The organism is Haloarcula sp. CBA1131, assembly GCF_008728975.1.
Classification (GTDB): Archaea; Halobacteriota; Halobacteria; order Halobacteriales; family Haloarculaceae; genus Haloarcula; species Haloarcula hispanica.
Window position 1 is genome coordinate 2889853 of sequence record NZ_RPCY01000001.1, and the last position, 25753, is coordinate 2915605.

Below are 25753 nucleotides of genomic sequence, written 5' to 3' on the forward strand. Positions count from 1 at the left end.
GCGGCTAGCCGGCGTTACTCAGCGCCCCACTCGCGCTGGGTCTTTGGCCGTTCGTCGATGGCCTGGACGGCGAGTGGCTGGTCGGCGGAGTTGATGGCTTCCAGCGCCGCCTCGGCGCTCTCGTGGGTCGAGAAGTACGTCACGGTCTCCTCGACGCAGGCTTCCAGCACGTCGCGGTCGCGGGAGAGGACGAGGTCGACCTCGCCGCTCTGGATGGCGTCGATGATAGCGTCGGTGTCCTCGTAGTCGTCGAAGTCCTGTACGTCGAAGTGCTCCTCGAAGCCGAGGATGGGCAGGTCGACGATGGCCGTCCCCTCAAGCGGGATTGCCTTGCCGACGGCCATCTGGGCCTTCTGGTAGGCCTTGCCGAAGGAACCGGCGGTGCCCATGACCTCGCCGGTGGATTTCATCTCCGGGCCGAGACGCGGGTCCGACCCCGGCAGGCGGTCGAAGGGCAGGACGACTTCCTTGACAGAGACCTGCTCGGGGATCTGCTCCTGCACGTCGAGTTCCGATAGCGTCGCGCCGGACATCACCTTGGCGGCGATCTTCGCGATCGGGACGCCGGCCGTCTTGGAGATGAACGGAACGGTACGGGACGAGCGCGGGTTCGCTTCGAGGACGAACACCTCGCCGTCACGGACGGCGAGCTGGACGTTCAGCAGACCGACGGTGTCGAGCGCGTCGGCGATGTCCTCGACGACCTCGCGGATGCGCGGCATCACGTCTTTGATCTCCTGGGACCGTGGCGGAATCATACAGGCGGAGTCGCCCGAGTGGATACCCGCCGTCTCGACGTGTTCCATCACGCCGCCGATGAGGACGTCGTCCTCGTCGGCCACGGCGTCGACGTCCAGTTCGACGGCGTCGGCGAGGAACTCGTCGACGAGAATCGGCTTGTCCGGGCTCACGCGGACGGCCTCCTCGATGTACGTTTCGAGGTCCTCGTCGTTGTACACCACGTCCATCGCGCGGCCGCCGAGCACGTAGCTCGGGCGCACGAGGACGGGGTAGCCGATGTCGTGGGCCAGGTCGAGGGCCTCCTCCTTGGACGTTGCCGAGCCACCTTCGGCCTGTGAGATGCCGAGTTCGTCCATCAGCTTGTTGAATCGGTCGCGGTCCTCGGCGAGGTCCATCGCGTCGACGGAGGTCCCCATGATCTCACAGTCGAGGTCGCGGCGTTGGAGTTCCTGTTCGAGCGGGTGGCCGATGTCGACGGAGGTCTGGCCGCCGAACTGGACCATCACGCCGTCGGCTTCGGTCGCCTCGATCACGTCGGCGACTTCCTCGGCGGTGACCGGCTCGAAGAACAGCCCGTCGGAGGTGTCGTAGTCCGTCGACACCGTCTCGGGGTTGTTGTTGACGACGTGGGCGTCGATGCCCAGGTCCTCCAGTGCGCGGACCGCGTGGACCGAGCAGTAGTCGAACTCCACGCCCTGCCCGATACGGATGGGGCCGCCACCGACGACCACGACACTTTCGAGGTCCGGGTCGATCTGGAGTTCGTCGCGGTCGATACCCGACAGTGGGTCCCGCGTTGAGTAGTAGTACGGCGTCGTCGCCTCGAACTCGCCGGCGCAGGTGTCGACGAGTTTGAAGTCGCGGTCGGTCGTTTCGGTCTCGACGGCGTCAACTGTGACACCAGAGCCATCCGTCGCCGCTTCGACTTCCGGCTCGTCGCCGCCGTCCTCGTCGAGGTCCGCCGGGAGCCAGGAGACGTGCGTGTCGTTGAACTCGCCGCCGGCCAGCGCGGTGATCTCCTGATCAGTAAAGCCGGCCTGTGCGGCGGTCTCGTAGTCGCCCTCGCGGGCGGCGTCGGCGGCGTCGGCGACCTCTTTGAACCGCTCGACGTACCATTCCTTGATGTCGGTGATATCGACGACTTCCTCGACGGTGTAGCCGCGGCAGAACGCCTCGAACATCGCGTACGGGCGGTCCGGCGTCGGCTTTTCGAGGTACTCCGTTTCGAGTTCCGCATCGGCGATCTCGTTGAAGTCGGCAGCCGGGTTGTACTCCGAGGAGCGAAGGGCCTTCAGCAGGCTCTCGGGGAAGGTCCGACCGATGGACATCGCCTCGCCGGTGGATTTCATCGCCGTCGACAGTTCGAACTCCGTGTCGCGGAACTTGTCGATAGGCCAGCGCGGCACTTTCGTCACGACGTAGTCGATAGCCGGCTCGAAAGCGGCGGTCGTCTCGCCGGTAATTTCGTTGTCGATTTCGTGGAGGCGCTTGCCGAGCGCGACCTTCGCGGTGACACGGGCAATCGGGTAGCCGGTTGCCTTCGAGGCCAGCGCAGAGGAGCGGGAGACACGCGGGTTCACCTCGACCACGCGGTACTCGCCGCCGGGCGTGCCGTCGTCGTGCCAGGCGAACTGGATGTTACAGCCGCCTTGGATGCCGAGGTCGCGGATGACTTTCAGCGCGGAGTCGCGCATCTCCTGATGGCCCTCGTCGGGGATGACCTGCGAGGGGGTGACGACGGTCGACTCTCCGGTGTGGATACCCATCGGGTCGATGTTCTCCATGTTGCAGATGATGATACAGGAGTCGTCGGCGTCGCGCATCACCTCGTATTCGAGTTCGACCCAGCCGGAGATGGATTCGGTGATGAGGACCTCGTTGTTGCGCGAGAGGCGCAGGCCCTTGCGGACGCGTTCGATGAGTTCGTCCATCTCGTCGACGACGCCGGAGCCGGAGCCACCGAGCGTGTACGTCGTGCGTGCGATGACGGGGAGCCCGCCGACCTCGTCGACGGCCGCTTCGACGCGGTCCACGAGCGATTCCTCGTCCAGATCGGTGACCGACTCGCCCTCGTCGAGCGTGATGGTCGTCGAGCGCGGCACCGGTTCACCGATGTCCTCCATCCGCTGTTTGAACAGGTCGCGGTCCTCCGTCGCGTAGATGGTGTCCAGTGGCGTCCCCATCACGTCCACGTCGTACTCGTCGAGGACGCCCTCCTCGGCGAGTTCGGCCGTGACGTTCAGGCCGGTCTGGCCGCCCAGACCGGCGATGACGCCGTCGGGGTTTTCTTTCCGGATAATCTCAGAGATGGCTTCGGTGTTGATGGGTTCGAGATACACCTTGTCCGCCATCTCCGGGTCGGTCATAATCGTCGCCGGGTTCGAGTTCACGAGCACGACGCGGGCACCCTCTTCCTGAAGGGCACGACACGCCTGTGCGCCGGAGTAATCGAACTCGGCCGCCTGTCCGATCTTGATCGGGCCGCTGCCGATGAGTAGGATTGTACGGTCCTCGTCCGCTGTCATTGTACGAGCGGAGTCTATACATCGTAATAAGCCCGGCGAAACAATGCGAAGCTCGAAGCCTAATTTCGAATATCGTAACGTATGAGTGTCATACGATTGGCTGTCTCACAGAGAAGCCACAAGTTAGAATTCCGACGGCAGCGGTGCTGAGAGGCGTCAGTTGTCGCGGTCGGGAACGCGATACCGGTAGGGCTGGCCCTGAATGACCTCGACCTCGCCGGACTGCGCACGGCGACCGAGGACAGTCGCTACCCGGTGGGCACTCCCGAACGCCTCGTCGTGCTCTTCGAGCAGGTCACAGATCTCGCGGGCCGTCAGCGTGCCGTCGGTGTCAGCTTCTTCGAGCACTGTCAGGATGCGCTCGAACTCTCCCTCACGTATAGCCATACACAGTTACAACACCGCAACCATCATATAACACCGTCAGACAACAGTCAGACGGCTGATTTCGGGAAATCGACCGACAGCGGCGAGTCACTGGCTGTCGGACAGTTCGGGGTCGCTGTCTGTCGCGTTCCCCCAGCGCTTTCGGACCCACGTCGGTCGGGAAACGGTTGTCTCGCCGACTGCAGAGTACCGGATTTCGTAGCTGACCAGCGAGTTTCTGGAGCGGTCCCAGTACGAGACGGTGAGCGACCGGACGAGTCCGTCCGGCCGGACAGTCGCCCGTGCGCTGTAATTGTCGGCCGGTTCGAACGCCGCCGGTGGGTCCGTCGCCGTCAGCGTCACGCGACAGGTGTCGCAGTCGTCTCTGGGTCGCTCAACGCTGACGTTTGTCGCGAGATAGGCTTCGATGAGTCGCGCGGGGTCGGGGTCGAGTACCCCGCTGACCGGAGTTGGCCGCCTCGCTGCGGTCCGGCCCCCTGTGCTCGCTCGTCGTAGACGTAGCGTCGGTTCCCGTTGGTGTACACCCGCTTAGTGTAGTTCTGATCGAGGATTTCGGTCCGGAACTGGTAGTGATACCTGTCTTCGACGACGAGCGAGACGACCTGCGTGCCCCATTCCAGCGACAGCCGCATTCCAAGCACGTACGAGCGGTTCCGCGTTGCACGCCGATGTGCCGCCGCGAGTCGCCTGGCGTCGACGGCGTCCTCGGTCAGGGCGGGTTCGACCCGGTCGTCCTGAGACTGCTCGGGGACCGGAACTGGCGTCACCGTCTGTCGCTCCGCCCCGCCGAAGGCTCCACAGCCCGCAAAAACCAGAAGCAAGAGCACGACCGCGACGCGACCCGCCATGCGTCAGCGTGGGGACCGGACCAACTAAGTACTCAGGTCGCAGTCGGCCTCAGATGGCGGTGTCCGACCGGCCGTCGAAGTTCCGCTCGTCCCGGTACTGCTCGACGAACGCGTCGACGTCGAACTGGAGCATCTGCTCCTCGAACTCCGCCATCACGTCGTCGTCCTCGGCGTGGCTGATTGCGTGTTCCATCAGTTCCACGAGCAGTTCGACGACGATTTCGTGGAGGCGGCGGGAGTCGAAGTCGCTCACCCACGCCAGCGAGAAGCCGACCGACCCGTCCTCGCTGGTGTCGGCGGCGACGACTTTCTCCGGGAACTCCTCCATGACGACGCCCATCAGGTGGACAGTGGTGAACTCGTCGTAGTCGTCGTTGGTCTCGATAGTCGCGTGCAGCACTTCGGTGAGAAACTCCGGAACGAAGCGTGCCAGCGGGTGCGGGTCGAGCACGACGGCGTGAGTCTGCCCACAGTCACACGCGAACTCCCGCATCCCCAGATGGAGGTCATGCGTGTCGACGAGTTCGCCACAGGCCAGTTCGAGTTCGGACTCGCGCCCACCGGGCACGCGCGGTTCAGCCATTACCCGTGATTGGTCGCTCGCGTGGTTAAAGGCCGCGATACGGACTACAGCGGGTTAGAGCCCGCCGATGGACTCTGTATCCTGTGTGTAGCTGGACCCCGTTGCTTGGAGGTACGCGACAGTCGTCACAGCGATTGAGAAGACGCTGACGACACTTGAGAAGACAGTAGAGACTGTCGCCAACACCATCGGCGGCAACGAGATCGGGAGGAAGCTGACGGCACCTCCGAGAACGAATCCAAGCACCACGAGCACAATAGCCAGAACGAACGTGGCGAGGAGGTTGTCGGTGACGACGCTGACACTGTTGCTAATTGATTCGATAACGCCGCTGTCGTTCAGTGCAATCTCCTGTCGGACAAAGAAGAACAGGAGTCCAAACACCAGTCCGGGGATGATGAGTAGAATGAGGCCGATACCCACTGCGATAGTGGTGAGGATGCCGGCTGCGATCGCGACCACAACGGTCCTCCCGAGCCGTCGGCCCACATTGTCGGGAATCGGTTCGCGGTCATCACTGGCAAAGGCACGGATTGCGACGATGTTCAGCGCCTCATTGAGGATAAGCAACACGAGCGCACCGACGCCAGCAACTGCAAGCGGCAGGTCGAGTGCCAGTGGGGTACCCCCAGCCATTGCTGCCTGATTTACCTGTGCATCGCTCGGCAGTCGCCCCAGAAACAGTTCTGTGAACGCCTGCGAAAGTGACGCCCAGACAACAGAGCTGAGCAATCCATAGACGATGAATACGCCGGCAAACATCGCCCCACGTTCGCTGAGTAGTTCGTCAATACCGTCCTGGAAAGCACGGCCGATCTGGAGGGCCATATCTTCAGTCGCTCTCCGGGAAAATATAAAACTATTCGAATCGAAGGTTCCCGCCGACAGCGGAGCCGTGCCGCCTACGGCCAGTCGTCGCGCTCCTCGTCCGCGTCGGTTGTCGCGTCCGGCGTCTCCGGTTCGCCGAGGTCCCAGTCGGCCGCCTCCGCGGCCTGCGTGACGGGGAGGTACTCCCAGCCTGCCGTCTCGGCGAGGTCGGCGTCCTCGTCGTTCGCGCCGACAAAGACGTGCCGGTCAGTGTCGAACTGCTCTTTGACGTTTTCGAGGCTCTCCTCGCGGCCGCGCGGCCCCGAGAAGAAGTCCTGTCTGATCCGGTGTTTCCGGGTGAAGTTGGTCACGACGTAGGTGGGCTGTTCGGAGATGACGCCGACGTACTCAGACCACTGGCGCGCGTCGTTGAACACGCTGTCCGGATAGGCCAGTTGCTTGAGGGCGTCGAGGTCGAACGCGAGTGTCATATCGCCGCTGCCGCCATCCATACGCGACACTCCGCTTTAGGCCGAAAAAAGAGCGTCGTTCTCCCGCGGGCAGTTACTTTCGGTGCTGGTCCTGCTCGGCGAGCCGGTTAGCCTCCTCTTGTAGCTCCGCCATCTCGCTGGAGGCCTGACGGTCGCTCTGGCCGTGACTGTAATTGACCGACGCATCGAGCAGCGAGCCGGCGAAGCTACCGCTGTCATCGGCTGCTGCGTCTGCCGCACCCGACTGGCCGTCACGACGAATGAGCCGGACAACGATGCTGGAGAGGGCGTCACGCATACGCATCGCTAACGTCCGCAGCGCTGAAAAAGATCGGTGTCGGCGAGCCTTATTCGGCCGGTGCGGGCGTCTGTGCCTTGACTTCTTCGAGGTCCACTTCCTTCTCCAGCAGCAGTTCCTTCTTGTCGGCGACCTGCCGCTCTTCGCGGATGAGCTGTTTGAACGCCGACTGCTGTGAGAGGTCGCCGATCAGCACGCCGCCGATGAGCTGTCCGTCCTCGAAGGCGAGACGCCGCCACTCGCTGTCGGAGTACTTCCGTTCGGCCTCGTCGTCGCCGCGGGTCGGGTGCCCGAAGGAGAGGAACGGGAAGTCGAAGTGCGTGATGGAGTACGAGGAGACCCAGCGGAACTCCTTCTCCTCGGCGTCTGCGACCATGTTCGTCCCGGCGACCGACCCCTGTTCCTTGGCCGAGCCCCACGCGCCGTTTTGCGCCTGGGAGTCGAGGATGGTGTCGTAGAACTTGGTGAGGTCGCCCGCGGCGTAGATGTCCTCGACGTTGGTCTGCATGTACTCGTCGACGACGACGCCGTCGTCGAGTTCGAGCCCCGTTCCGTTGAGGAACTCGGTGTTGAAATCGAGGCCGATAGCGACGCCGGCCCACTCGCCGTCGTAGTGGTTGCCGTCGGGGTCGACGGCACCGGTGACGTGGCCGTCGTCGTCGACTTCGAAGTGGTCGACGCCGGACTCGAAGACGGGTTCGACGCCGTTCTCTTCGAGGGCCTCGTGGATGATCTCCGCGCCGTCCTCCGAGAGCGCGTAGCGCCACCAGCGGTTGCCACGCATCAGGTACTTCGCGTCGATTTCCTGAGCGGCACAGACCGCCGCGAGGTCGATGCCGAGCAGGCCCGCCCCGACGATGATGCCCTGATCGGACTCATCAGCGTGCTCGCGGATGCCACGCGCGTCCTGGAACGTCCAGAAGTGGTGGATGCCGTCGGCGTCGCTGTTCTCGACCGGTAGCTGTGCTGGCGTCCCGCCCGTGGCCACCAGCAGCTTGTCGTACTCGTAGGTGTCCCCCTTGTGGGTGTGGATCTCGTGAGCGTCGGGATCGATGTCCGTTACGTGGGTGTTCAGCTGCAGGTCGATGTCACGCTCGTCGTACCACTCCGGCTCGTGAATGGAGATCGGCGCTTCCGGCAGCTTCCCCTTGGCGAACTCCTTGATGAGGATCCGGTTATACAGTGCCTCCCCCTCGTCGGTCAGGACTGTGACCGACGCGTCCGGGTCCGCTTCCCGGATTGTCTCGGCTGCGGACGCACCCGCGATGCCGTCACCGATGATTACGTGCGACGTGCTCATGTACGGCCGATACGAAATCGGGCTTAATGTGGATTGCTATCTGCGTATCGTTTGCGATATTGCGCGGAACACCGCGAAGGACGCCGATAGTCGAGGATTTGAAGGCGCTGGGGCCCGTATCGGTGATCGAAATGAAAATATACCAGAACCCGCGCCACTGGGCGAGCAAGAAGGCGCTGACCACGCCCGGCGTCCGGTCGGTGGCCAACTACGGGCTGGTGAAACTCCACACCAAAATCTTCCTCGGGAAGGCCGACGAGGCCCACCGGGAGGAGCGGCGTGACCACCTCGACGACTTCTTCGACGCCACGATGGACACCTACGTGGCCACGCTCCAGGCAGATTACTCGGAGGCCGAGGCCCGGGAGATAACCCACATCCAGGCGAACTTCGACTTCTACAACCACGGCTGGACGGAGATGATGGAGTTCCCGGCCGACGAACTCGAAGCCCACTACGAGCGGTACGCGGACTTCTTCGACGCCCACGACATCACCATCGACGACCCGCTCGGGACGTTCCGCCCGGCCGGTGGCGTTGCCGACGCACCGTCGACGCCGGAGCGACTGGACGAGCCGGAACACCCCCACGCCGTCGGTGGGTTCGCCGACGACGTGTACGTCGAAACCGAGGACGGCGAGATGATCGTCGGCGGCGGCCGCGAGGAGCCGGAGGACGTGAGCCCGACCGACGCGCCGGTCATCGACGAGGACGACGTGGAAGGCGCGGCTGGCGACTGACTCGGGCGGCGATTACAGGATTTCTTCGGCAGGACGCTCTCAGCGCTGGGCTTCCGAAAGCGGCGAATCGTGGTCCGTCGCCGCTGTCGGTCCGCTTGCGATCCGGTCGGCGCATTCGAAGCCCGCGACGATACCGCCGTTGAGCGAGCGCTCCGGGTACTGGGCGCGCGAGGCCATCCCGGCGTAGTAGAGGCCGTCCGCGACGGCGTCGCCGAGGTCGTAGGGGATGACCATGTCCAGATAGCCACGCTCGTACACCGGTGCCGTCCGGGGATTGCGCCCCGTCCGAATCCAGTTGACGGCGTCCCGGTCGAACTCGGGGAACAGCGATTCGATGCCGTCCAGCCACGTCTCGGCAACCTCGTCGTCGCTCTGTTGCCAGATGGCTTCTGATTCGTCCTGGATGTAGCGCGCGACGTACAGCAGATGTTCGCCGCCATACCGCTCGGCGGAGACGAAGTTCGTGTGTTCGATGAGCGCGCCGAAGGGGGCGTCGTCGGCGATGTTCAGCCAGTACGTATCCAGCAGGGGTTCGTCCATGCTGATGACCGAGCACACCGTCCCCTGGAAATCGATATCGCAGGTGTAGCCGGTCAACTCCTCCAGTACGTTCGGCATCGCCGCGACGACGACGTCGTCGGCTTCGTGAACCGTCGTCTCGGTTCCGTCCGTGGCCGTCAACGACGAGACGGTCCCGCCGCTCGTATCGATGTCGGAGACGCGCGTGCCAGTGGCGATGTTGTCGCGGCCGACGGCGTCGACCAGCGTGTCGAGCAGGCGACCGAATCCGCCGTCGAAGTAGCCCAGGATTTCGCCGTTCAGGATGTCCCGCTCGCCGCGGAACTTGACCCGCCCGAGCAGCCACGCGGCGCTCACGTCGCCTTTCCGGTCGCCGAACTTCGCGTCGAGCAGCGGCTCGAAGAAGTTCTCGTAGACGCCCCGCGTCGTGTGTTCGACCACGAACTCCTCGATAGGCACGTCCTCGAAGTCCTCTAAGCGTTCGTAGGTGTCGAACGACGGGATGCCGCCGCGAACGTCGATGTCGAGGACGAGCATCCCCAGCCGGAACGTGTCGTACAGCGAGAGATGCGGGTACGAGAGGATCTCCCAGGGCTTGTCCATGGGGTGGACGACGCCGTCGACGTAGTAGGCGTTCTCCCCGATGTGCCACTCGACCGCGTCACCGAGGCCCAGGTCCTCGGCGAGTTCGACGATGGTTTCCTCGGATTTCGAGAGGTGGTGATAGAACTTCTCGATGGGGTCCCCGGCCGTCTCGTAGGTCGCTGCCAGGCCGCCCAGATCCTCGCTCGCTTCGAACACACGGACCTCGTGGCCGCGTTGCTGGAGCCGGTACGCTGCCGAGAGGCCGGCGATACCGCCACCGACGACGCCAATCATACCCCGACCTATCAGCGGTCGTGGGATTTAGTTTGCGCTTCGGTCGCCGCCGTCTCCGTGTCGTCGGGTCCGAAGTCATCTTCCGCCTCATCACCCGTCACCGCCTGCTGGAATTCGAGGATCGCGACGGTCCCCGTCGGGTGGTTGTCCTCGAACCAGAGCGTCCCGCCGTACAGGTCCATCATGACCGAGACGAAGTAGAGGCCGAAGCCGCCAGCGGTCTGGTCGGGCGAGAGCCCGCGTTCGAACACCGTCGTCTTCAGTTCGTCGCTCATTCCGGGGCCGTCGTCGGCGATACGGACCTGCAGCCAGTCGCTGGCCTGCTGGACCGAGACGGTCACTTGCGGGGTGTCAGCGTTGTTGTGGTCGACCGCGTTCCGGAGGATGCTCAGGAGGACCTCTTCGAGCAGTTCGTTCGCCTGCACGCTGTAGTCTCCGTCCAGTTCACAGGAGATCGATACCGAATCGTACTCGACCCGGAGCGACTCAATCGAGCGACGGAGTGTGGCGTTGAGGTCGACGGCGTCCAACCGCTCAGCTTCGCTCGCCGTCACGGTGTTGTTGATATCCCGGATCGTTTCGCTCATCTCCGTGAGCTTCCCACACCAGTTGCTGATGCTGTCGAGATGCCGTCGTTTCGACCGCGGCACGTCGGTTCTGATGTGCTCCGCGCGGCCGCGGATGACGACCATCGCGTTGTGCAGCGAGTGTCTGAGGACGCCGTTGAAGAACTCGATCTGCTCGCGGCGTCGCTGGACAGAACTGCGGCTCTGGCGGAGTTCGCGCTCGCGTTCCACCTGGTCGAGGGCGACCTGCGTCGTCTGTGCCAGAATCGCGGCGTATCGCCTGTCCTCCGTGGCGAGGGTGCTGTCGTGGGACGTAATCGCCATCACGCCGTGGGAGCCAAGCGGCAGCATCAGCGCGTTGTCCAGTGGGTCGAGTCCGTCCTTATCGAGCGAGACGGCCTGTATCTCACCGGTTTCGTATGTCTTCCAGAGCTTGCTTTCGGGCTCGTCCGTCGGCGAGGCGTACAGCAGTTCGTCCTCGACGTGTTCCGCAATCGATTCGCTAATGACGGCCGGTTCGAGGATGCCGTCGTCTTCGAGGAACACGCCCGCCGCGTTCTGGTCGAGGACGGCCGTCGCGAACTCGACAGCCATCTCCGCGACCGCCTCGGCGGTCTCGGCCTCGATAAACTGCTGGGTCGCGGCCTGTAACGCTTCGAGTCGGTCCTGGCGGCGCTGCTGGCCGGTCACGTCCCTGAGAACGACGAGCCGACCGCGTTCCGTCCCGGACTGGTCGGTGAGGCTCGTCGTCTGTGGGTTGTAGTACGTGAACGAATCTCCGAACGAGAACACCTCGCCACGCTCGATGTGGTCAACGAGCCCCGGGACGAGGTCGTCAAGCAACTCTCCGTCGGGGTCCGGCTGATCCAGTGCGCTGGCCGCCGCGGCGTTGTAATCAATGATGACACAGTCGTCGTTGAGAGCGATGACCGGGTCGGGGAGGTTGTCGACGAGGGTGTCACCCGACAGCGTCGTCACAGACAGCGACTCGTCCTTGAACAGTACCCAGCCGACGAGCACCGCGTTGAGCGAGAACGCTACCGGCGTGAAGTCGATGGCCGGGTGCGGCGTGTAGCCGAAATCATACAGCACAGCGACGAATATCGGAAGGCCGGTTCCGATAATGATCGCCGCTGTCTGTCGCCGATAGACGTTCTGCGACCGGAACAAGAACTCAATCAGGAGTGCGTATCCGAGCAGTAACAGCCCGTAACTGACGGCGAGAAGTACCGCGAACGTGGGACCACGCTGGATGGCGACCAGCGTCGTACCGAGCTGAGTGACAGGCACGGCCACCACTTCGACGAGGTCGTGTGCCTGGTCCGTCAGCAGTAACAGCACGTCCGCGTTCACCACGAGAAACAGCGGGACGAGAGACGATGGCCGAAGCCACGACTGTCGGCCGGTGTAGACGAGCGCGAAGACGACCCAGAGCCCGATGACCTGCATAGCGGCGGTTCGCGACAGCAGGTACACTGTCCTGACAGCGGCGGGGTCCGAAACTAGTATCTGCCATATCGAGAGAGCACACCAGCAGCCCCCAGCGACCGCGAGCCAGCCGTACTGGCGAGCGCCGGGGACATCCTGGTTTCGGGCGGCGACGACAGCGATTGCGAAACCGATGAGCGCCCCACCCGCGTTCCCGAGGATGGCGACCGTGGCGATGTCGACATCCATATCGATACCTATTCCAACGTCAGGTTTCCCTGTATTATGCCTTTGGGCCGCGTTCTCAGTACTGCGAAACGGCCACAGTGTCGGTTCGCTACCTTTTTGCCTACACTGCTGAAATTCGCAGGCATGCTGACAGTCCGGGCGCCGGCTACCAGTGCGAACCTCGGGAGCGGCTTCGACGTGTTCGGCGTCGCACTGGAGCGTCCGGCCGACGTCGTCCGTCTGGAGAAGGCCGACCGGGTCACCATCGAAATGACTGGCGCTGGCAGCCAGTATATCCCTGAGGACCCCGACAAAAACACCGTCGGCGCGGTCGCCGAGGCGCTCGATGCGCCGGCACGTATTCAGATAGACAAGGGCGTCCGTCCCGCATCGGGGCTGGGCTCCTCCGCGGCCAGCGCCGCCGCGGCGGCCGTCGGGCTGAACGAACTGTACGACCGCGGCTACTCCCGCGAGGAGCTGGTTCCCATCGCCGCCAAGGGCGAGGCCGTCGTCTCGGGGGACGCCCACGACGACAACGTGGCCCCCTCCATCATGGGCGGGTTCACCATCGCGACCGAGAAGGGCGTCACGCAGGTCGATGCCGACATCCCCCTCGTCGCCTGTCTCCCCGACATCGTCGTTTCCACGCGGGACGCGCGCAACGTCGTCCCCGAGACCGCCCGCGTCGATCAGATGGTAGAGACGGTCGGCAACGCCGCGTCGCTGACGACGGGGATGCACCGCGACGACCCCGAACTCGTCGGTCAGGGGATGCACGACACCGTGGTGACGCCGGCCCGCGCGAAACTCATCGACGGCTACGAACAGGTCCGCGAGGCCGCGCTGGCGGCCGGTGCGACCGGTGTCACCATCTCCGGGGCTGGTCCGACCGTTATCGCCGCCTGCGCCGAGGAAGACCGCCGGAAAATCGCGAGCACGATGCTCGATGCCTTCGGCGACCGCGGCGTCGATGCCCGCGTGTACCAGACCCGAATCGGCGGCGGCGCTGAAGTGTTCTGAGACTGGTGGTCGGTATGCTGTCGCGGCAAAACAGGCTACAGCCGTCTATCCACCCTGGACGTACTCGTTGCGAACGTCGTGGAGCACTTCCTCGGCGTGGCCCTCGGGGTTCGAGGGGGCTGGGTCGTAGACGGACTTGACTTCACCGTCGGCCAGCACGAACGTCCGGCGGTCCGTCCGGCCGCCACTGGTGTCCAGGCCGAACGCTTCGGCCACGGTCCCGTCGGAGTCGGCCAGCAGGTCGTACAGCAGGCCCTCCTCCTCGGCGAACTCGTCGTGGGTCGCCACGTCGTCCATCGAGACGCCGTAGACGGTGATACCGCCCTCGCGGAACTGCGGGAGGTGTTCCTGAAAGTCGCGGGCTTCGATGGTACAGCCGCCGGTGAAATCTTCGGGATAGAAGTACACCACCGTCGGCTCCTCGAAGTCGGGCGAGACGGGTTCGCCGAACTGGTTCTGGGCGCTGACGTCGGGCGCTGGCGCTCCGGGTTCGAGCATACCGTCGGTTGGTCGGCGGGGCCGACACACCTTTGGGTGGCGGCAGCACGACCCGACGGCAGGATTTGGACAACCATTTAACCGACCCGGGGGATACCAGAGATATGTCGAATCCGCGAATCCTGATTCTCGGGCCGCCGGGAGCCGGCAAAGGAACCCAGAGCGCCAACCTCGCCGAGGCGTACGGCGTCGAACACATCACGACCGGTGACGCGCTCCGGGGGAACAAGGACATGGACATCAGCGACATGGACACCGAGTACGACACGCCCCGCGAGTACATGGAAGCGGGCGACCTCGTGCCGGACGCGGTCGTCAACGCCATCGTCGACGAGGCGCTCTCCCAGGCCGACGGGTTCGTACTCGACGGCTACCCGCGCAATCTCGACCAGGCCGAGGAACTGGAAGGGATGACCGAACTCGACGTGATCCTCTCACTCGACGTGTCCCGCGAGGAACTGGTCGACCGACTTACGGGCCGGCGGGTCTGTGACGACTGCGGAACGAACTACCACGTCGAGTTCAATCAGCCCGAAGAGGACGGTGTCTGTGACGACTGTGGCGGCGACCTCATCCAGCGCGACGACGACAACGAGGAGTCCGTCCGCAACCGACTGGACGTGTTCGACGACAACACCGCACCGGTCATCGACCACTACGGGGACCACGACGGCTTCGTCGCCGTCGATGGCGAACAGACGCCCGACGAGGTCTGGAGCGACATTCAGGACGCCGTCGACGCACAGACGGCCTGAGACGCGACGGAACCGCCGTTCGAGGCCGATATCGTCGAGACAGTCAGAGTAAAACGTTGATATGCCGTCGCACCTCAAGCACACACAATGGCACGTACCGCGCCGAAGGTAGAACGACTCGCCGAAGACGGCGAGGCAATGACTGATGCGCTCTCGACGGTACTCGCTGCGGCCGAAGAGAACGGGACCGTTACCTGGAGCGACGTGAGCGACGACCTCACGAGCGGCGAGTGGGGCCGGCTCATCGAATCCGGCCTGCTCATCGACGCCGACGGCGAGGGGTTCGTCATCGACGATCCCGAGGGCGTCCGCGAGGCGCTTGAAGAGTCCGACGCCGAGCCCAGCGACGATGACGACGACAGCGGCTGGTCGAAGTGGGACAAGCTCGCCGGCCTCGGGACGCTCGGCCTGTTTGCAGGCTACTCGATGACCTCGGTCCGTGACGTTATCGCAGGCGGGGTCATCGACATTGTCCTCGGGCCGCTCAACGATATGCTTCCCTTTTATGTCGTCATCCTGGTGCTTGCGATCATCACCGGCACCACCTCGACGATTCTCCAGGACAACCTCATGGATATGTCGGGGATGGGCGACCATCAGGAGAAGATGGAGGACCTGAAAGAGCGCCGCAAAGCCGCGAAGGAACGCGACGACCAAGAGGCGCTTGACCGTCTGGAAGAGGAGCAGATGGAGCTGATGACCGACCAGATGGGGATGTTCAAACAGCAGTTCCGCCCGATGGTGTGGATCATGCTGGTCAACATTCCGCTGTTCCTCTGGCTCTACTGGATCGTCTTCGGAGCCGGCGTCGACGCGAGCCCGGTGATTACGCTCCCCATCTTCGGCGAGGTCGAAGCGTGGAGCAACAGCGTCGCCGGCCCAGTCCAGGCGTGGATTGTCTGGTACTTCCTGTGTTCGCTGTCGTTCACCCAGATCATCCGGAAGGCGCTCAACGTCGAGACGACGCCGACCGGGTAGGCGCGAAGAGACAGCCCTTTCTATCGGGGCCCCCCGAACACCTCTATGTTGATTACCGTCTCCGGCCCGGCCGGCAGCGGCAAGAGCACGCTTGCCAAGAGCCTGGCCGACGCCCTGAGCTACGAGCACGTCAGCGGCGGCGATATCTTCCGCTCGCTGGCCGAAGAGCGCGGGATGACACCACTCGAGCTGAACAAAGCTGCCGAGGAAGACGACCAGATCGACCGCGATCTGGACCGCCGGCTCCGGGATATCGCCGCCGAGCGCGACGACCTCGTACTGGAGTCCCGTCTCGCCGGCTGGATGGCGGGCGAGTACGCCGACATGAAACTGTGGCTGACCGCGCCGCTCGATGTACGCGCCGACCGCATCGCGACGCGGGAGAACAAGCCCTTCGAGCAGGCAAAGACTGAAACCCGGGAGCGCGGCGAGAGCGAGGCCCAGCGCTACAGCGACTACTACGACATCGATTTCGACGACCTCTCTATCTACGATCTGGCGGTCAACACCGCCCGCTGGGACCCGCAGGGCGTTCTGAGCGTGACCCTGCACGCCGTCGAATCGTACAGCCCCGACGGCGACGAAGGGAAGGCACCGGTCGAGAACATCCGGTACGAGTTCTGAGTCGATGACGCTCCGTGCCCCGCCCGACGACCGGGACCTGGACTCGCTTCGCTCCTTCGGCGTCGTCAACCTCGACAAGCCCCCGGGACCCTCGGCCCACCAGGTCGCGGCCTGGATTCGCGACGCCACCGACCAGGACCGGGTCGCCCACGGCGGGACCCTCGATCCGAAGGTGACCGGCTGTCTCCCCGTGTTGCTCGGCGACGCCGCCCGGATGGCGCAGGTGTTCGACGACGCTGTCAAGGAGTACGTGACGGTGCTCGAACTCCACGACCAGGCCCCCGCCGACATCGCGGATATCGTCGCCGAGTTCGAGACCGAGGTCTACCAGAAGCCGCCCCGGAAGAGCGCGGTCAAGCGCCAACTGCGCGCGCGGCGGATTCACTCGCTGGACATCCTCGAACAGGGCGAGCGTCGGCTGCTCCTGCGCGTCCGGTGCGCTTCGGGCACGTACATCCGGAAACTGTGTCACGATATCGGGCTGGCGGCGGGGACCGGCGCACACATGGGCGATCTCCGCCGGACGGCGACCGGTACCTTCGACGACGCGTCGCTGTCGACGATGCACGACCTCGTCGACGCGCTAGCGTTTGCCGACGAGGGTGACGAGGGGAAACTCCGCGAGATTGTCCAGCCGGCGGAGCGCGCGCTGGTCCACCTGCCGCGGGTCACGATTGCACCGAGTGCTGCTCGGGAAGTCGAAGACGGTGCGCCGGTGTATGCGCCGGGTGTCATCGAAACTGGGCCGGCCGAAGCCGGCGACGCGACGCCCGAGACGGGTTCGCAGGTTGTCTGTGTCACGCCCGACGGCGCTGCGGTCTGTCTGGGAACGCTCGTCGGCGACCCGGACGCCGACAGCGGCCTCGTTGTCGAACTCGACCGCGTGCTGGTGTAGGTCGTCGTTCCGGGGCCAACGTCGATAATTCCGGGTCAGGGACTCATGAGCCGCGGGAAAAGCTAAGAACGCTTCACGCATAGTACTAGTATGGACCGATGGGTCGACCCCGACGAGGCCGACCCGGCGCAGTGGCGTGGAACGGGACCGTACGACGACCTGCGCCGGGGCGAGGAGACGGTCTCAGTGCTCGAACGCGCAAGTCGGACGCCACTGCCGTATCAGTACGAGATCGATATCCACCATGACGACGACGTCGCCGAGCAGTTCCGGTCCAGCGAATACAAACACGCACGTATCGTCTACAACAGCGGTGTTGACGCCAACCGACGGATCAAGCTCCTTACCCGCGGAGTGCTGTGGGGTGGCGACGAACTACACCAGCGGTTTCAGGCGCAGTACCGTCGACCGCCGCCACCCACTGAGACCGTTCCGTTCGGTGAGTATACCGTCTGGACCCGGTACCAGTACGGGACCATCGAGCGAACAGACGACGGACTAACGTTCACTGAGAGCGAGGCGAACCCGGACGAATCGCTCCGGGAACTCGACTGGGCGACCCTTTTCGACCCGGTCCGGGAACGGCTCGCAGAGTTGGAACTGGTTCGGAACCCCTCCTTCGCGAAATACCGCTTGAAAGAACTCGGTGAGTGGACTGCCTATCGAACGCGGTTCCAGTACGACCCCGGCGCGTTCGCCATCGGTCCCTGATTAGGGGATCTATAATAAATCAGGATGGGGTGGTACACAACGGCATGAAGCACCTACTAACTGCGGTCCCGCTTCAGCCCGGTGGCGGGTTCCTCGAACTGGCGCTGCTGTTTCTCGTCCTCGCCGTCGTTGCTGGGCTGGCCGGCCTGGGGGGCGTGGCGGGGCTCAGCATGCGAATAGCGAAGATACTCGTCGTCGTGTTCCTCGTCCTGATGGTCGTTAGCTTCCTCCTGTGACGCCGGCTTCGGTGGGTAGTGTCACCGCCACACCGTTTCTGAATCCTTTTATCCATGTGACGACTTCTATCGGGTATGACCGAGCAGGACGCAGCCGACGACACGGCCGCGACGGAGGAGTCGACCGCGAGCGAGGCGCAAGCGGACGGCAACGTCGACGCGGATTTCGAAGACGCCCCCGAGGACGTCACCGCGGACGAGGTTGACCTGGGCGAGTTCGACGTCGACGACGATCTGGTCGACCGGGTCGCCGAATCGGACCCCGAAGACGTCGCTCGGGAACTCTCCGCACTGCGGACACGCGTAGACAGTCTCGAATCGCAGGTCGAACAGCAGGACGACGACATCGAGGAGCTAGAGGAGAAGCTCAAGCGCAAGCAAGCGGAGTTCCAGAACTACAAAAAGCGGATGGACAAGCGCCGCGAACAGGAACAGAAGCGCGCCACCGAAGACCTCGTGACGCGGCTGCTCGACGTTCGGGACAATCTGGAGCGCGCGCTCGGACAGGACGAGGACACCGATATCAGAGGCGGGGTCGAGTCCACGCTCCGTCAGCTTGACGACGTGCTCGACGCCGAGAACGTCGAGGTCATCGACCCCGAGCCCGGCGGAGACGTCGACCCGACACAGCATCAGGTGCTCGCCCGCGTCGACAGCGACCAGCCGGACGGAGCCATCGCCGATGTCCACCGGCCGGGCTACGAGATGGCCGACAAAGTGCTACGCGAGGCACAGGTCACCGTCAGCGAGAGCGAGGAGTAGCGGGCGACCACGATGGTATAGCGGTCGTATTGCGGTACATTAAATAATCACCGGTCAGGGAACGCCACCGAGTATAAAACCGCCCGGAGGAGGCCCCTTTGTCCGTTTTTCCGGTCAGTACATCTAGCAACTTTTAACCGGCGCAATCCGCTATGAGCGGGTAAGATGGCGAGCAACAAGATTCTGGGTATCGACCTTGGGACCACGAACAGCGCGTTCGCGGTCATGGAAGGTGGCGACCCCGAAATCATTGTCAACGGCGAAGGCGAGCGGACGACACCCTCTGTCGTCGCGTTCGACGACGGCGAGCGACTCGTCGGGAAACCGGCGAAGAACCAGGCGGTAAAGAACCCCGACGAGACCATCCAGTCGATCAAGCGCCACATGGGCGAGGACGACTACTCGGTCGAACTGGACGGGGAGGAGTACACGCCGGAGCAGGTCTCGGCGATGATCTTGCAGAAGATCAAACACGACGCCGAGGAGTACCTCGGCGACGAGATCGAGAAGGCCGTCATTACCGTCCCGGCGTACTTCAACGACCGACAGCGCCAGGCGACCAAGGACGCCGGGGAGATCGCCGGCTTCGAGGTCGAGCGCATCGTCAACGAGCCGACCGCGGCCGCGATGGCCTACGGCCTCGACGACGAGTCCGACCAGACCGTCCTCGTGTACGACCTCGGGGGCGGCACCTTCGACGTCTCCATCCTCGACCTGGGTGGAGGCGTCTACGAGGTCGTCGCGACCAACGGGGACAACGACCTCGGTGGCGACGACTGGGACCACGCCATCATCGACTACCTCGCCGACGAGTTCGAGGCCGAACACGGCATCGACCTGCGCGACGACCGGCAGGCCCTCCAGCGGCTGACCGAAGCCGCCGAGGAAGCCAAGATAGAACTCTCCTCGCGCAAGGAGACCCGCATCAACCTCCCGTTCATCGCGACCACGGACGACGGGCCGCTGGACCTCGAACAGAAGATCACGCGTGCGAAGTTCGAGTCGCTCACCGAGGACCTCATCGAGCGCACCGTCGGCCCGACGGAGCAGGCGCTCGCCGACGCGGACTACACCAAGAGCGACATCGACGAGGTCATCCTCGTCGGCGGTTCGACGCGGATGCCCCAGGTGCAAGACCAGGTCGAAGAGATGACCGGGCAGGAGCCAAAGAAGAACGTCAACCCCGACGAGGCCGTCGCGCTGGGCGCGGCCATTCAGGCCGGCGTCCTCTCGGGCGACGTGGACGACATCGTCCTGCTCGACGTGACGCCGCTATCGCTGGGTGTCGAGGTCAAGGGCGGCCTGTTCGAGCGACTCATCGACAAGAACACGACCATTCCGACCGAGGAGTCGAAGATCTTCACGACCGCTCAAGACAACCAGACGCAGGTCCAGATCCGCGTCTTCCAGGGCGAGCGTGAGATTGCCGAGGAGAACGAACTGCTCGGCGCGTTCGCGCTCTCCGGCATCCCGCCGGCCCCCGCGGGCACGCCCCAGATTGAAGTGTCCTTTAACATCGACGAGAACGGGATCGTCAACGTCGAAGCCGAGGACAAGGGCTCGGGCAACAAGGAGGATATCACCATCGAAGGCGGTGCTGGCCTCTCCGACGACCAGATCGAGGAGATGCAACAGGAGGCCGAACAGCACGCCGAAGAGGACGAGCAGCGCCGCGAGCGCATCGAAGCGCGCAACGAGGCCGAAGCGTCCGTCCGCCGTGCCGAGACGCTCCTCGACGAGAACGAGGAGGAGATCGACGAAGACCTCCAGTCCGACATCGAGGCGAAAATCGAGGACGTCGAGGAAGTCCTCGAAGACGAGGACGCCACGAAGGAAGACTACGAGGAGGTCACCGAAACCCTGAGCGAGGAACTGCAGGAGATCGGCAAGCAGATGTACCAGGACCAGGCCCAGCAGGCCGCCGGCGGTGCCGCGGGCGCTGGTCCGGGCGGCGCAGCCGGGGCCGGCGGAGCCGCTGGACCAGGTGGCGCAGCAGGCGGCGCTGCAGAGCAGGGCGAGGAGTACGTCGACGCCGACTTCGAAGACGTCGACGACGAGGACGAGGACTAACAGGACGAGGCCGAGTCGTCGGCTCGGAAGATGAGCGAAGCGATATCTTCCGGTGTTTCGAGACGTGAGCGGAGCGAACGTCTCGAAGACGATGACGAAGAATAAGTCGTTTTCACCAGCTCGTTAGACGTGTCTGGTGGGCTCGCAACGGTGAACGGCACATATTTTTTGAGTGCCGGAAGTGCTGAAGCTGAATCCACGGGTCTGGGGAGCGTTGTCGGATTCACGAAGCGGTCGGATTGGGTCAGTAGGAGTATCTGTTCAGTACATGGCTGCGTTCCATCATGTTGAGTTGACAATCGCTGTGAGCGGGCACATCGCTGTTCCGATCCTCCTAACCAAGGAATCGGAGTATTAGTAGGGATCGCCTAGCGCAGGTAACCCTGATAATCAAAACAGTATAAGATAATGAAAATAGCGCATATATATCAGATAGTCGAGCGTACGGCCGCACAGTGAGCAACCAGAAACAGATACAAGCGCAGCGGCTGAGCACCCACCTCGACGCGGTGCGACACGAAGACCGTCGGCAGATACTCTTAGCGATACGTGACACGGAGCGGTGGCGGCCGTCCATCTCGGAGTTCGACGGCGGTCGGACACCAGTGGGCGAGCCGGCAATCCCGGCGGACCTCTATCACCGGCATCTCCCGAAGTTAGCGGAGATAGGGCTCATCAAATGGGACCGGGAGACCCACTGGGTAACACGCGGCCCGGAGTACGAGCAGGTCCGACCGCTCCTTGCGTTCCTCTCCGAGAACTACGACGAGTGAGAGATAGGGAGGGCAAAATCCCGAACTGCGTTGTTCGCTAATCCTGTTCGAGTGGCGTCATTTCCACGACGCCCTGCGAGAGGAGGCGGCGCGCGATGACGATGAGTCCGTTTCTGAGTCCGGTCGCGAAGATGGCCTGTTCGTCGCCATTCTGCGGGTCGATTGAGCTGACGAGCATTGCCGACCGGTCGACGAGCAGGAGCCGGCCGACAGCAGCGTCTTCCTGCGGTGTCATCTCGCCGCGGAGCCAGTCCAGTTCCGACAGGAACGCGGTCGCGCGTGGGATTTCCTGTTCCACGCGGTCCCGTATCGAAGCGGACCCGCTTCCGACGATAAGGTCGATATCCGAGTCGATGGAATTGAGTTGCTCGATCAGTGGCTCGGTGAGGACCGCGTCGGAACCGATGACGAGGACCACTTCGTTGGTCGTGTCGCCGATGATTGCCGCGGCACGGTTCTCGATAGCTTCGGACCCGGTGAGCGACCAGACCTCCTGTAGCTCGGCCTCGTCGTCGTCGGACTCGATGCTTCCCATCTCGCGTAGCGCGGACTGGAGGCGTTCGACGCGCTCTTCGTACTGATCGCGGAGCGTTTCGGTGGCCTCGGAGAGCGGGACGGCCCGGAACTGCTGGGGACTGGAATGCTGGACCTCGACCAGCCCCTTCGCTTCGAGAATCCGGACGGCGTCGTAGACCCGCGTTCTCGGGACCTCCGTCACCTCGCTCAGTCCCTTCGCTGTACCGCTGGACATCCGAGAGAGTCCGACAAAACATTTCGCCTCATACTCTTTCAGGCCCAACTCCTGGAGTAAACTTACTGCTTCTTCGTGTGTTGCATCAGATGTCATGTGTCCCAACCTTCATCTCGGTGGAAGCCGAGGATGTGTAGAGAGATGACGCCCACAGGTAAAAGACGTTGTTACTGTAACACTGTCGGCTCTCGTCTCAGTGAGCGGTGGTCGACGAACGATCCACGGTGTATCGTAACTGAATGGGCCTCTAGCCGTTGTAATCGGTGATGTGTGTCGACGTTGTTTCTACGCGACAGTTATATTTACTCAATTAATCACACAACTGTTATACATGGGTCCTGACTATGAGTAGTTGGCACGCAGCAATCTATGTGTCCCAACCACATCTGCTGCGTGCTACTTTCAAAAAGTCGGTCCGACAGGCTTTGAGCGATGTGTCCGGAACGTGATTCGGCCGAAGCGGATCGCTGTCAGATAGAACTCAGCAGTCATCTCGCTGCCCGTAACTTCACCGCCCGATGGAAACAGTTCACTCCGAAAAGCAAGTTCATCAGATAGCTATTGTATCAGCCTACGGTTATAAACTGTAACCAGTACTGTACATTCGCGGACACGTAACCGGTGTTCACTCGGGTATTAGGTAGCCGTATTATACATCACATATCCAACTGATGAATTGACAGTAGAATTAATATGATAGATAGACATATTTCCAGTAATGAGTGGGTCCGACAGGCGGCCCGACCGGACATCTGACGACCCGGACACCCTCCACGCGGAGTTCGACTGGGACGTTGTCTCACCGTCAGTCGCGGTGATGCAAACGGTCGCGATCGCGGCTGACCGAGAGGCCATAGAGCTATCGCCCCTCATCGAAACGCTCGATCCGGACGCGCTTGACGAGCTATTTGTCCATGCATCAGGTCCGGACAGAGCCGTCTCGCTCTCGTTTCAGCTGGACGACTACGCAGTGACCGTGACCGGAGCCGGGGACGTGTATGTCCGCACCGGGCCCGTCCGTTCGTGACCGTTTGCAGGACAGGCACACCACCGATGGCGGCCGGTGACGCTTCCCGGAGACGCTATACGGACCCGCCCGTGAGGTGCAAACAGTCAGCCAGTCTCGTTACCGAGCGTCACTGTGTCGAGCGTCGTCGTCCGCTCGCCCGGCGCACCGAGTGGGCGGCCGGTCCAGCGAACCGCAATCGTATCGCCGCTGTCGAGGAAGAAGCCGACGGAGACGTCGCCGTCAAGGTAGTTACCGTCACCGTCTGAGTCCACGCGCGGGTCGTCAAGAACGATTGTATCGTCAGATTCGACGGGTAGCTGGTCCGCCTCAGCCCACGTCAGCGTGGTCGAGCGGTTCCGGTCGGCATCAGTGACGACGAGCGCCAGCGCGTGCGTGCTGGTGTCCGTGAGTCTGTCCCCGCCAGCGTGGGTAAGCGTGACCGCCCCTGCCTCGGCGTCGAACTGGCCGTCGATGGTGACCGACGGGGACGCCGTCCGCAGGTCCGCGCCGGGGCCGACGACGAGTGCGGCCAGCCCGACGACGGCCAGCGCCGCGAGCCCCCAGACTGCGACTCGCTCGACCGTGACGAGACCCCGGTGACCACGCGACGACTCAGGATTCATTGCCCGAATCCTCCCCCGGCACGGAAATAAGCGCCCCGGTACGGTCCGAACGCTGGAGTCGTTAGTTGAATGTTCGAGGACCCGTTCAATTGGACCACGGTAAAGAGCTATAGTAGCCATTGAACAGCAATGCACACCTGATCGCACGACAGCAGTGTGATCAGTGTGTAAGCAGTACAGTCAAACACTACTAGTCGGCAACCCGTTCTTTTGAAGTAGCTCAATCGTCTAAGCCTCGTACAACGAATGAGTCAGGATTTCTACGAGATACTCGGTGTCTCTCGGGACGCCTCCGAAGACGAGATCAAGGAGGCCTATCGAGAGAAAGCCCGGGAATACCACCCGGACGTGAGCGACGACCCCGACGCCGAGGAGAAGTTCAAGAAAGCCAAGAAAGCCAAGGAGGTCCTTACCGACGAGGAGAAGCGCCAGATGTACGACCAGATGGGCCACGAGCGCTTCGAGCAGGCCGAGAAGCGCGGCGGCGCTGGCGGTGGCGGCGGCCGCGGCGGCATGGGCGGGGACCCGTTCGGCGGCGGCGCTGGCGGCTTCGATATGCAGGATATCTTCGACCAGTTCTTCGGCGGCGGTGGCCGCGGTGGGCGCGGTGGCAGCCGACGGCGGCAGGGCCAGGACCTCCAGACGCGACTGGAAATCGACCTCGAAGAGGCGTACAACGGCGCGACAAAGCAGCTGAACGTCACCCGGCCGGAAGCCTGCGACGACTGTGACGGGGCCGGGCATCCGCCGGGGGCCGACTCGGAGACCTGCCCGGAGTGTAACGGGCAGGGCCAGACGACGCAGGTCCAGCAGACGCCGATGGGCCGGGTTCAGCAGCGGACGACTTGCCGCCGGTGTGACGGCGAGGGAACGCTGTACGACGAGACGTGTTCGACCTGTCGGGGCAACGGCGTCGTCCAGAACGACGCGAGCCTCGAAGTCGAGATCCCGGCCGGCATCGCCAACGGGCAGACGCTCCGGATGGAGCGCGAGGGCGCGCCCGGCGAGAACGGCGGCCCGAACGGCGACCTGCTCATCGAGGTGAGCGTGCGCGACCACCCGGACTTCGAGCGCGACGGCGACGACCTGCAACACCAGCAGGCCATCTCGTTCCCGCAGGCCGTCTTCGGCGACACCATCACTGTCCCGACGCTGGACGGCGAAGTCGAAGTCGACGTGCCCAGCGGGACCCAGAGCGGCGAGGTGTTCCGACTGGAGGGCAAAGGAATGCCGCGACTCCGCCGACGCGGCAAGGGTGACCTCTACGTACAGGTGCAGGTCGTCACGCCCGACAGCCTCAACGCCGAACAGAAGGAGGCCCTCGAACAGTTCGCGGAGGCCGGTGGCGAGGAGGTCGACGTCGAGGAAGGCTTCTTCGAGAAACTGAAGAACTCGCTGTAGTCAGTCGCCGCTCGCCGGCGTCCCGTCTGAGCCGGACTGACCCTCGTACTTCGCAAGCGCCGCCGAGAGCGCGGCGTCGGCATCGACATCGAGTTGTTCACACAGCGCGAGCAGCGCGAACAGGGCGTCGCCGAGTTCCTCCTCCCGTATCGACAGCGCCGTCGAGTCGGTACCGTAGCCGGTCGTTTCGTTGACTTCGGCCGCGATGTCACCGAGTTCAGCCACCACGTCGAGCAGCCGGTGGGCGGGCGGTGTGTCGAAGTCATTGTATCTGAGCACGTCGGCGACTTGTTGTTGCCTTTTCATT

Annotated in this window: 28 protein-coding genes; 13 read left to right on the forward strand and 15 right to left on the reverse strand. The window is 63.6% G+C overall.

Going from position 1 to position 25753, the window contains the following annotated elements:
• Positions 1–14: 14 nt before the first annotated feature.
• The 9 genes from carB to Har1131_RS14725 form a co-directional block, all read right to left on the reverse strand.
• On the reverse strand, positions 15–3266 hold the full coding sequence (gene carB / locus Har1131_RS14690; RefSeq protein ID WP_151102923.1) for a carbamoyl-phosphate synthase large subunit: 3252 nt from the start codon (positions 3264–3266) through the stop codon (positions 15–17).
• Between the two features lie 156 nt (positions 3267–3422).
• Positions 3423–3653 (reverse strand): hypothetical protein, encoded by a 231-nt coding sequence (locus tag Har1131_RS14695; protein WP_014039561.1) that lies wholly within the window; start codon positions 3651–3653, stop codon positions 3423–3425.
• 87 nt (positions 3654–3740) lie between these two features.
• Complete coding sequence (locus Har1131_RS22170) at positions 3741–3995, reverse strand: hypothetical protein (protein ID WP_225308125.1); 255 nt, start codon at positions 3993–3995, stop codon at positions 3741–3743.
• On the reverse strand, positions 3992–4501 hold the full coding sequence (locus Har1131_RS14700; protein WP_225308126.1) for a hypothetical protein: 510 nt from the start codon (positions 4499–4501) through the stop codon (positions 3992–3994). Before Har1131_RS14700 ends, Har1131_RS22170 begins: the two co-directional genes overlap by 4 nt.
• A 49-nt stretch (positions 4502–4550) precedes the next feature.
• A complete protein-coding gene (locus Har1131_RS14705; RefSeq protein ID WP_050037565.1) occupies positions 4551–5084 on the reverse strand; it encodes a DUF5815 family protein in 534 nt (177 codons plus the stop codon).
• A 54-nt stretch (positions 5085–5138) separates the two neighbouring features.
• Positions 5139–5912 (reverse strand): hypothetical protein, encoded by a 774-nt coding sequence (locus Har1131_RS14710; protein WP_004963969.1) that lies wholly within the window; start codon positions 5910–5912, stop codon positions 5139–5141.
• A gap of 74 nt (positions 5913–5986) precedes the next feature.
• A complete protein-coding gene (locus Har1131_RS14715) occupies positions 5987–6403 on the reverse strand; it encodes a hypothetical protein (protein ID WP_151147076.1) in 417 nt (138 codons plus the stop codon).
• Between the two features lie 52 nt (positions 6404–6455).
• Positions 6456–6680: a hypothetical protein gene (locus Har1131_RS14720; RefSeq protein WP_050007783.1), complete on the reverse strand. Its 225-nt coding sequence runs from the start codon at positions 6678–6680 to the stop codon at positions 6456–6458.
• A gap of 49 nt (positions 6681–6729) precedes the next feature.
• On the reverse strand, positions 6730–7980 hold the full coding sequence (locus Har1131_RS14725) for an NAD(P)/FAD-dependent oxidoreductase (RefSeq protein WP_014039558.1): 1251 nt from the start codon (positions 7978–7980) through the stop codon (positions 6730–6732).
• Between the two features lie 131 nt (positions 7981–8111).
• On the opposite strand from Har1131_RS14725, the gene Har1131_RS14730 reads away from it, so the two are divergent.
• A complete protein-coding gene (locus Har1131_RS14730; protein ID WP_064287829.1) occupies positions 8112–8720 on the forward strand; it encodes a DUF6149 family protein in 609 nt (202 codons plus the stop codon).
• A gap of 39 nt (positions 8721–8759) precedes the next feature.
• On the opposite strand, the gene Har1131_RS14735 is transcribed toward Har1131_RS14730, so the two are convergent.
• Both Har1131_RS14735 and Har1131_RS14740 read right to left on the reverse strand, forming a co-directional pair.
• Positions 8760–10118 (reverse strand): NAD(P)/FAD-dependent oxidoreductase, encoded by a 1359-nt coding sequence (locus Har1131_RS14735; RefSeq protein ID WP_151147080.1) that lies wholly within the window; start codon positions 10116–10118, stop codon positions 8760–8762.
• Positions 10119–10129: 11 nt separating this feature from the next.
• The gene (locus Har1131_RS14740) at positions 10130–12361 is read right to left on the reverse strand and encodes a histidine kinase N-terminal 7TM domain-containing protein (protein WP_050037561.1); all 2232 of its coding nucleotides are present in this window, start codon (positions 12359–12361) and stop codon (positions 10130–10132) included.
• Positions 12362–12484: 123 nt separating this feature from the next.
• Here Har1131_RS14740 and Har1131_RS14745 point away from each other — a divergent pair, with 123 nt between their 5' ends.
• The gene (locus Har1131_RS14745) at positions 12485–13360 is read left to right on the forward strand and encodes a homoserine kinase (protein WP_129756039.1); all 876 of its coding nucleotides are present in this window, start codon (positions 12485–12487) and stop codon (positions 13358–13360) included.
• A 45-nt stretch (positions 13361–13405) separates the two neighbouring features.
• Here Har1131_RS14745 and Har1131_RS14750 read toward each other — a convergent pair whose 3' ends face one another.
• The gene (locus tag Har1131_RS14750) at positions 13406–13858 is read right to left on the reverse strand and encodes a peroxiredoxin (RefSeq protein ID WP_050037559.1); all 453 of its coding nucleotides are present in this window, start codon (positions 13856–13858) and stop codon (positions 13406–13408) included.
• A 104-nt stretch (positions 13859–13962) separates the two neighbouring features.
• Here Har1131_RS14750 and Har1131_RS14755 point away from each other — a divergent pair, with 104 nt between their 5' ends.
• From Har1131_RS14755 to Har1131_RS14795, 9 genes are all read left to right on the forward strand, one after another.
• Positions 13963–14613, forward strand: coding sequence for an adenylate kinase (locus tag Har1131_RS14755; RefSeq protein ID WP_151147083.1), 651 nt, complete (start codon positions 13963–13965; stop codon positions 14611–14613).
• 87 nt (positions 14614–14700) lie between these two features.
• Positions 14701–15591 carry a DUF106 domain-containing protein gene (locus tag Har1131_RS14760; RefSeq protein WP_014039551.1) on the forward strand — a complete coding sequence of 297 codons (891 nt, stop codon included), beginning with the start codon at positions 14701–14703 and terminating at the stop codon, positions 15589–15591.
• 45 nt (positions 15592–15636) lie between these two features.
• Positions 15637–16215, forward strand: a complete 579-nt coding sequence (gene cmk / locus Har1131_RS14765) for a (d)CMP kinase (protein ID WP_008310814.1) — start codon at positions 15637–15639, stop codon at positions 16213–16215.
• A gap of 4 nt (positions 16216–16219) precedes the next feature.
• On the forward strand, positions 16220–17110 hold the full coding sequence (locus tag Har1131_RS14770; protein WP_151147086.1) for an RNA-guided pseudouridylation complex pseudouridine synthase subunit Cbf5: 891 nt from the start codon (positions 16220–16222) through the stop codon (positions 17108–17110).
• A 90-nt stretch (positions 17111–17200) separates the two neighbouring features.
• Positions 17201–17821 carry a hypothetical protein gene (locus tag Har1131_RS14775; RefSeq protein WP_014039549.1) on the forward strand — a complete coding sequence of 207 codons (621 nt, stop codon included), beginning with the start codon at positions 17201–17203 and terminating at the stop codon, positions 17819–17821.
• A 44-nt stretch (positions 17822–17865) separates the two neighbouring features.
• On the forward strand, positions 17866–18057 hold the full coding sequence (locus Har1131_RS14780) for a DUF1328 family protein (RefSeq protein ID WP_014039548.1): 192 nt from the start codon (positions 17866–17868) through the stop codon (positions 18055–18057).
• A gap of 75 nt (positions 18058–18132) precedes the next feature.
• Positions 18133–18819 carry a nucleotide exchange factor GrpE gene (locus Har1131_RS14785; RefSeq protein WP_014039547.1) on the forward strand — a complete coding sequence of 229 codons (687 nt, stop codon included), beginning with the start codon at positions 18133–18135 and terminating at the stop codon, positions 18817–18819.
• 165 nt (positions 18820–18984) lie between these two features.
• On the forward strand, positions 18985–20889 hold the full coding sequence (dnaK, locus tag Har1131_RS14790) for a molecular chaperone DnaK (RefSeq protein ID WP_050037556.1): 1905 nt from the start codon (positions 18985–18987) through the stop codon (positions 20887–20889).
• A gap of 455 nt (positions 20890–21344) precedes the next feature.
• A complete protein-coding gene (locus tag Har1131_RS14795) occupies positions 21345–21662 on the forward strand; it encodes a hypothetical protein (RefSeq protein WP_151147089.1) in 318 nt (105 codons plus the stop codon).
• Between the two features lie 37 nt (positions 21663–21699).
• On the opposite strand, the gene Har1131_RS14800 is transcribed toward Har1131_RS14795, so the two are convergent.
• Positions 21700–22509, reverse strand: a complete 810-nt coding sequence (locus Har1131_RS14800; RefSeq protein ID WP_050037555.1) for a TrmB family transcriptional regulator — start codon at positions 22507–22509, stop codon at positions 21700–21702.
• Positions 22510–23131: 622 nt separating this feature from the next.
• Here Har1131_RS14800 and Har1131_RS14805 point away from each other — a divergent pair.
• Positions 23132–23440, forward strand: coding sequence for a HalOD1 output domain-containing protein (locus tag Har1131_RS14805; protein WP_014039543.1), 309 nt, complete (start codon positions 23132–23134; stop codon positions 23438–23440).
• An 86-nt stretch (positions 23441–23526) separates the two neighbouring features.
• Here the strand turns inward: Har1131_RS14805 and Har1131_RS14810 are convergent, their stop codons facing one another.
• Entirely contained in the window at positions 23527–24045 is a 519-nt protein-coding gene (locus tag Har1131_RS14810) for a hypothetical protein (protein ID WP_014039542.1), read from the reverse strand.
• 246 nt (positions 24046–24291) lie between these two features.
• Here Har1131_RS14810 and dnaJ point away from each other — a divergent pair, with 246 nt between their 5' ends.
• Positions 24292–25446, forward strand: a complete 1155-nt coding sequence (dnaJ, locus tag Har1131_RS14815) for a molecular chaperone DnaJ (RefSeq protein WP_050037554.1) — start codon at positions 24292–24294, stop codon at positions 25444–25446.
• Here the strand turns inward: dnaJ and Har1131_RS14820 are convergent, their stop codons facing one another.
• Positions 25447–25752, reverse strand: a complete 306-nt coding sequence (locus Har1131_RS14820; protein ID WP_050007456.1) for a MazG-like family protein — start codon at positions 25750–25752, stop codon at positions 25447–25449.
• Between the last annotated feature and the right edge of the window lies 1 nt (position 25753).

Bases quoted from the DNA above. Each gene is read 5' to 3' on its own strand.
- carB (WP_151102923.1), bottom strand. From the start codon at position 3,266: ATGACAGCGGACGAGGACCGTACAATCCTACTCATCGGCAGCGGCCCG.
- Har1131_RS14695 (WP_014039561.1), bottom strand. From the start codon at position 3,653: ATGGCTATACGTGAGGGAGAGTTCGAGCGCATCCTGACAGTGCTCGAA.
- Har1131_RS14700 (WP_225308126.1), bottom strand. From the start codon at position 4,501: ATGGCGGGTCGCGTCGCGGTCGTGCTCTTGCTTCTGGTTTTTGCGGGC.
- Har1131_RS14705 (WP_050037565.1), bottom strand. From the start codon at position 5,084: ATGGCTGAACCGCGCGTGCCCGGTGGGCGCGAGTCCGAACTCGAACTG.
- Har1131_RS14710 (WP_004963969.1), bottom strand. From the start codon at position 5,912: ATGGCCCTCCAGATCGGCCGTGCTTTCCAGGACGGTATTGACGAACTA.
- Har1131_RS14715 (WP_151147076.1), bottom strand. From the start codon at position 6,403: ATGGATGGCGGCAGCGGCGATATGACACTCGCGTTCGACCTCGACGCC.
- Har1131_RS14720 (WP_050007783.1), bottom strand. From the start codon at position 6,680: ATGCGTGACGCCCTCTCCAGCATCGTTGTCCGGCTCATTCGTCGTGAC.
- Har1131_RS14725 (WP_014039558.1), bottom strand. From the start codon at position 7,980: ATGAGCACGTCGCACGTAATCATCGGTGACGGCATCGCGGGTGCGTCC.
- Har1131_RS14730 (WP_064287829.1), top strand. From the start codon at position 8,112: ATGAAAATATACCAGAACCCGCGCCACTGGGCGAGCAAGAAGGCGCTG.
- Har1131_RS14735 (WP_151147080.1), bottom strand. From the start codon at position 10,118: ATGATTGGCGTCGTCGGTGGCGGTATCGCCGGCCTCTCGGCAGCGTAC.
- Har1131_RS14740 (WP_050037561.1), bottom strand. From the start codon at position 12,361: ATGGATGTCGACATCGCCACGGTCGCCATCCTCGGGAACGCGGGTGGG.
- Har1131_RS14745 (WP_129756039.1), top strand. From the start codon at position 12,485: ATGCTGACAGTCCGGGCGCCGGCTACCAGTGCGAACCTCGGGAGCGGC.
- Har1131_RS14750 (WP_050037559.1), bottom strand. From the start codon at position 13,858: ATGCTCGAACCCGGAGCGCCAGCGCCCGACGTCAGCGCCCAGAACCAG.
- Har1131_RS14755 (WP_151147083.1), top strand. From the start codon at position 13,963: ATGTCGAATCCGCGAATCCTGATTCTCGGGCCGCCGGGAGCCGGCAAA.
- Har1131_RS14760 (WP_014039551.1), top strand. From the start codon at position 14,701: ATGGCACGTACCGCGCCGAAGGTAGAACGACTCGCCGAAGACGGCGAG.
- cmk (WP_008310814.1), top strand. From the start codon at position 15,637: ATGTTGATTACCGTCTCCGGCCCGGCCGGCAGCGGCAAGAGCACGCTT.
- Har1131_RS14770 (WP_151147086.1), top strand. From the start codon at position 16,220: ATGACGCTCCGTGCCCCGCCCGACGACCGGGACCTGGACTCGCTTCGC.
- Har1131_RS14775 (WP_014039549.1), top strand. From the start codon at position 17,201: ATGGACCGATGGGTCGACCCCGACGAGGCCGACCCGGCGCAGTGGCGT.
- Har1131_RS14780 (WP_014039548.1), top strand. From the start codon at position 17,866: ATGAAGCACCTACTAACTGCGGTCCCGCTTCAGCCCGGTGGCGGGTTC.
- Har1131_RS14785 (WP_014039547.1), top strand. From the start codon at position 18,133: ATGACCGAGCAGGACGCAGCCGACGACACGGCCGCGACGGAGGAGTCG.
- dnaK (WP_050037556.1), top strand. From the start codon at position 18,985: ATGGCGAGCAACAAGATTCTGGGTATCGACCTTGGGACCACGAACAGC.
- Har1131_RS14800 (WP_050037555.1), bottom strand. From the start codon at position 22,509: ATGACATCTGATGCAACACACGAAGAAGCAGTAAGTTTACTCCAGGAG.
- Har1131_RS14805 (WP_014039543.1), top strand. From the start codon at position 23,132: ATGAGTGGGTCCGACAGGCGGCCCGACCGGACATCTGACGACCCGGAC.
- Har1131_RS14810 (WP_014039542.1), bottom strand. From the start codon at position 24,045: ATGAATCCTGAGTCGTCGCGTGGTCACCGGGGTCTCGTCACGGTCGAG.
- dnaJ (WP_050037554.1), top strand. From the start codon at position 24,292: ATGAGTCAGGATTTCTACGAGATACTCGGTGTCTCTCGGGACGCCTCC.
- Har1131_RS14820 (WP_050007456.1), bottom strand. From the start codon at position 25,752: ATGAAAAGGCAACAACAAGTCGCCGACGTGCTCAGATACAATGACTTC.